Source organism: Mesorhizobium sp. M2A.F.Ca.ET.037.01.1.1 (assembly GCF_003998075.1).
Lineage (GTDB): Bacteria > Pseudomonadota > Alphaproteobacteria > Rhizobiales > Rhizobiaceae > Mesorhizobium.
In genome coordinates this window covers 1-4,976 of the sequence record NZ_RZSA01000471.1, presented here as the reverse complement: position 1 = coordinate 4,976, position 4,976 = coordinate 1, and the positions used below count along the sequence as shown (strand labels likewise).

At 59.0% G+C, this 4,976-nt stretch carries 5 protein-coding genes; 3 read left to right on the top strand and 2 right to left on the bottom strand.

From position 1 onward, the window contains the following. Positions 1 to 148 precede the first annotated feature (148 nt). Positions 149 to 955 carry an ABC transporter ATP-binding protein gene (locus EOA27_RS21720; RefSeq protein ID WP_126079573.1) on the top strand — a complete coding sequence of 269 codons (807 nt, stop codon included), beginning with the start codon at positions 149 to 151 and terminating at the stop codon, positions 953 to 955. Next, a complete protein-coding gene (locus EOA27_RS21715) occupies positions 952 to 1,671 on the top strand; it encodes an ABC transporter ATP-binding protein (RefSeq protein WP_127257125.1) in 720 nt (239 codons plus the stop codon). The genes EOA27_RS21720 and EOA27_RS21715 overlap by 4 nt, the downstream gene beginning before the upstream one ends. A gap of 16 nt (positions 1,672 to 1,687) precedes the next feature. Here EOA27_RS21715 and EOA27_RS21710 read toward each other — a convergent pair whose 3' ends face one another. Both EOA27_RS21710 and EOA27_RS21705 read right to left on the bottom strand, forming a co-directional pair. Then, positions 1,688 to 2,680, bottom strand: a complete 993-nt coding sequence (locus EOA27_RS21710; RefSeq protein WP_127257122.1) for a LysR family transcriptional regulator — start codon at positions 2,678 to 2,680, stop codon at positions 1,688 to 1,690. 532 nt (positions 2,681 to 3,212) lie between these two features. Next, on the bottom strand, positions 3,213 to 3,884 hold the full coding sequence (locus tag EOA27_RS21705) for a DUF2848 family protein (protein WP_127257119.1): 672 nt from the start codon (positions 3,882 to 3,884) through the stop codon (positions 3,213 to 3,215). Between the two features lie 269 nt (positions 3,885 to 4,153). Between EOA27_RS21705 and speB the strand changes: the two genes are divergently transcribed. After that, the coding region (gene speB, locus EOA27_RS21700) for an agmatinase (RefSeq protein ID WP_127257127.1) at positions 4,154 to 4,976 on the top strand (823 nt) is incomplete at its 3' end.

Here is a 4,976-nt window from a genome sequence, read left to right as displayed (position 1 = left end):
GTCTTCGTCGGCAGCTTCATCCTGATTGGCCTGCCGGAATTCCTGCGCGAGTTCGGAGAATACCGCTATCTGTTCTACGGTTTCGTGCTCATCCTGGTGATGCGCGTTCGTCCCCAGGGCCTCTGGCCAGCTCCCCTTTCCGCGAGGCATGGCTGAGATGCTGCGATTGCTAAACGTGTCCATTCGGTATGGCGGTCTCCAAGCTCTCTCCGACATTTCCATGGAGGTCGACGCCGGGACCATCCACAGTGTGATCGGACCGAACGGCGCCGGCAAGACGACGCTTTTCAATGCCATCACGGGAGTTGCTCGTCTGTCATCCGGCACCATCCATCTGGACGGAAGCCGCATTGACGGTCAGCCGCCTCATGTCATTGCACGCCAAGGCATAGCCCGCACTTTTCAGAACGTTCGTCTGTTCGGCTCGGTGAGCGTGCTCGACAATGTTCTGATCGCCGAGGAGGCGCGCCCCGGTGTGGTTCGGGGGCTATTGCCGACATTACTTTGCCTTCCTTCCGCGCTTGGCGCGGAAAGGACCGCCCGCGAGGAAGCATTGCGACTGCTCGATGCCGTCGGGATAGCGCCGCACGCGCAAAGATTGGCCCGGACTCTCTCATATGGCGACCAGAGGCGGCTAGAGATTGCCCGCGCCCTGGCGACACGACCCAAATTGCTTCTGCTAGACGAGCCCGCCGCCGGCATGAACCCCCAGGAAACGGCGCGGCTGTCGGATTTCATTGCTGAACTGCCCTCGAAGTTTGGCGTAGGCATCCTTCTGATCGAACATCAAATGAGGCTGGTGATGGATATCTCCAATTATGTCACCGTCTTGGAGTACGGCCGCAAAATCGTCAGCGGAGAACCGTCGGAGGTACGGCAGAACCCCGAAGTTCTCAGGGCATATCTTGGAGGACGAACCGCGGAGCGCGCGCTTGGGACGGGAACTCACGCATGACGCTATTGTCTGTCGGTGGGGTCGACGTTCATTACGGCCAGATTGCAGCGGTCCGGGACGCCGCGTTGGAGATCGGTCAGGGGGAGGTGGTGACGCTAATCGGCGCCAATGGCGCCGGCAAGAGCAGCCTGATCAATTCGATCTGCCGCTTGCGTGGCTGCGGCAGGGGACAAATCGCATTCAACGGAGCGGACATCGTCCCGCTGCAGGCGCATCAACTGCCTGCGCTTGGGCTGGTACAAGTTCCGGAGGGCCGCAGGGTGTTCGGACGTCTGACAGTCGTAGAAAATCTGAAGTTGGGAACATTTTGCCGAAAAATATCGCGCCAGGAACTCGAGCAGGATCTGGCGGGCGTGTTTGACCTGTTTCCCCGACTAGCCGAACGCCGGGATCAGGCGGCTGGTACGCTCTCTGGCGGCGAGCAGCAGATGCTGGCCATCGGCCGCGGACTGATGGCCAAACCGCGAATGCTTTTCCTCGATGAGCCGAGTATGGGCCTGGCACCCCGGATGATCGACGTCATCTACGGAGCGATCACCGCCATTGCCGGTCGAGGTGTTTCGCTGTTGATTGTCGAGCAGAATGCCTTCCTGGCGCTCGAACTGGCACAGAGGGCCTACGTCATGGAGGCTGGGTCAATAACCCTTTCCGGTTATTGCGCCGATCTCATCAGCGACGAACGGGTGCGCGACGCCTATCTCGGACACGCGCACTGAGGTGCTCAGGCTAGCCCTAGTTGAGGGCAACTACATGATCTTTCGCCTGCCGGCGGGGTTGCCACGACGCCAACGCCGGCAACTCGAACGATTCTGCCCTTTCTTCCCTGCGGCCGCCGACTGAAGTGTAAAGATCCTGAATGAACGCCTTCAAAGTTGGCGTTGTGCGGACGCCTTTGCGGGTAGCCATAGTGAACCGCACCGCATATGACGTCTTGTCTGGGAGCAGCGGGCGCAACAGCCCCTTGTCCACCCAGGTCTGGGCGTAGTGGGTCGGCAGGTAGGCAAGATACGCACCCGACAGCACCAGAATGAGCTGGGCTTCGACCTGCTCGACCGAGGCCGTGCTTTTGCACATTCCGATGCGTTCCAGATCCTGATTGCACCAATAGGACCGGCTGGCAAACGCGTAGTCGCGCAGCACATCCAAAGAGAGGTCGTCCTCGCTCACGTCGAACAGGGGATGTCCCTGGCCACAGAACAGCGTGCTCGTTTCTGCATAGAGGTTCTGGTAGCGCAGGTTGGACAGCCGTGGGACGAAACCGAAGATCGCAAGATCGATCTGCCTTTCCACCAGCCGTTTTTGAAGAGACGGAGGACTGTCCACAACAAGTTGCACATTCACATTGTTGGGTCTGGCGCAGAATCGTCGGAAAGCGGCCGAGACCGCCGAATGCGAATCCGTCACCGTGTTATCCACGACGCCAATCCGCAGACTGCCAGTCAGAACCGAATGAAGCGACTCCGTTTCGCAGCTGAATTCCTCAAGGGCTTCGAAAAGGCGCGTGGAAGCCTCAAAGACGATTCGTCCATGATCGGTCAGTTCGAAGCCGGACCTCCCCCGTTGGCAGAGTTTGAGGCGAAGGCGCTCCTCCAGGGCGATCATGTGGTTGCTTATCGTCGACTGGCTGATGTTGAGCTCGGCCTGCGCCGCGGAAAAACCGTTGCATTTCACCACCGTGATGAAGACGCGAAGCAAGCGGAGATCGACGTTGGCGATGTTGACCATGTTCACCTCTTTTTTCCAAACCCGGGCTCGAAGAGGAGCCGGTATGACTAAGAGGGAACCGTTTCAGAGTGGATACACTGCCCCTTTCGGCTTCCCACTCACTCGCTGACGCCGTTCTCTTGGCGGCTTTCAGCAGACCTTGCGAAGTCGATGAAGGATTTCGCCTCCGGGACATTTCCGCACCGCTTCAATGCGGCTGGCCCCTTCAACATTACCAAGGACCGGATCTCTATTTTTGCACCAGCCATTGTTGCATGATTATCGGCTGGCGCGTTTGGTTCCCCGACGGCAGTGAATGCTAACTCAGGATGTTCGTCAAGAAAATATTCGTTTAAAAACCGATGCTTAAAAGGTCGGCAGTTCCCGCCTAGCTCTTAGGCAGAAAATGGGAAGCGGCGCCCGCGAGGATGGCTCCATCGAGAGTACTACTGATTGGGGTGATTACATAGAGGTCGGCGGTGCTCCCGCCGCGCGGTGGCGACGTGGTTGACCCATGGGCCGACAGGGTCTTGGCACTGGTTGCTGGGGTAGCTCAAAAGAACGGGAACGTAGGCTCTACAGTATAGCGATGGACGATCGCGCGCTCGAGCACAGGGTCATGGAGCTTTATGGTCATTTCGGCCCTCTCACGCGGGCAGCGACCATTCATCTCCAGCGTGCCTGAAAAGATCATTCGACCCTCGTGCTCGTGGCCGTCGTGTTCAGAAACGAACTCCTGCAGCTCGGCAGGCCTCATCATCTGCTCGACCTTGCCCTGCTGCATGAGATTGCCGTCGCAGACAAGCGACAGCTCCAGACTGTCCCAGTGATCGAGGACCTCTTCCAGGGGCCAGGCGTCCGGCGCGATTGATTTCAGACACATGTTCTTCGCCATTGGCGCGTTCTGTGCCTCCATGACAGAATCAGTCTGGTCGCTGCCGACCGTGACATAGTCACGTCCGCCTTGGCGGAAAACGACATACTCGACCTCAGGCGACGTGTCTGAACCAAGTACCTGCGTCTCCGTCGATTGCGACAGCAGCCCCGGTATGATCGGAAACAGCATGGGTACATGTGGCGGCGCCGGAATGCCGATCTCCTTCAGTTCCTCAATGTGAGCTTCAACGAGGTGGCGCGTTCGCCCTGTGTAGCCTGCAGCGAGCACGCGCCGGATGGTCGCAGAGACCGGGCCAGCGGGCGTTTGGAAGGAAAGGACCACGGTCATATCGATACCTGCGATAGAGGTTGGGAGGTCAGAGATGGACGCAGGTTAGCGAGCCCCGGCATCGACACACACATCGGAGATTCAATGGTTAAGTTGATGAAACCGAATGATTGACGTGCCTCTCCTTACATTGACGCTCGTCCAAGTGTTGTTGGGAAAGCTCCCCTTGAAGGTGACCCGCGTCCCGTCGAAGCTCAAGCCAATGCGGGGAGCCGCTGGCTCGTGGCTCGGCTGCCTGAGAATACGCGAAAGAAGACAGGGTGATTTTGATGAATGGGTCTTTAAACCAGCCGCTTAGCGGCAACGACATGCCGCGTTTTGGGGGCATCGCCACGATGATGCGTCTGCCATACGCCCGGACGGCATCCGGTCTGGACGCCTGCTTTGTCGGCGTGCCGCTCGATATCGGCACCAGCAACCGAAGCGGAACCCGTTTCGGTCCGAGGCAAATTCGCGCCGAATCGGTCCTGCTGCGCCCTTACAACATGGCCACGCGCGCTGCGCCATTCGACTCTCTTCGGGTTGCCGATGTGGGCGACATTGCGACGAACCCATATAACCTGCTCAAGTCGGTCGATGCGATCGAACGCGGCATCTCCGATATCCTTTCTCATGGGTGCAAGCCTCTTTCACTCGGCGGCGATCACACCATGACGCTACCCATCCTGCGTGCGATGGCCAAGAAACACGGTCCCGTCGGCCTCATTCATGTCGATGCGCATGCCGACATCAACGACACCATGTTCGGCGAGGATATCGCGCACGGGACACCTTTCCGCCGTGCTGTCGAGGAAGGTCTCATCAACGCGCGCCGCACCATTCAAATAGGCCTGCGTGGTACCGGGTACGCCGCCGAGGATTTCGACTGGCCACGCCGGCAAGGGTTCAAAGTCTACCAGGCCGATGAGCTTTGGCATCGCTCGCTCGTTCCGCTGATGGATGAAGTTCGCGCCCATATGGGCAGCGGGCCGGTCTACATCACCTTCGACATCGACTCGCTTGATCCAGCATTCGCTCAAGGCACCGGCACGCCTGAAATCGGAGGCCTCACCAGCATGCAGGCGCTTGAGATCGTCCGCGGTTGTTGGGGGC

What these genes read in the sequence shown, in the direction of transcription:
- EOA27_RS21715 (WP_127257125.1), top strand. Translation starts at nt 952, where the DNA reads ATGACGCTATTGTCTGTCGGTGGGGTCGACGTTCATTACGGCCAGATT.
- EOA27_RS21705 (WP_127257119.1), bottom strand. Translation starts at nt 3,884, where the DNA reads ATGACCGTGGTCCTTTCCTTCCAAACGCCCGCTGGCCCGGTCTCTGCG.
- EOA27_RS21720 (WP_126079573.1), top strand. Translation starts at nt 149, where the DNA reads ATGGCTGAGATGCTGCGATTGCTAAACGTGTCCATTCGGTATGGCGGT.
- EOA27_RS21710 (WP_127257122.1), bottom strand. Translation starts at nt 2,680, where the DNA reads ATGGTCAACATCGCCAACGTCGATCTCCGCTTGCTTCGCGTCTTCATC.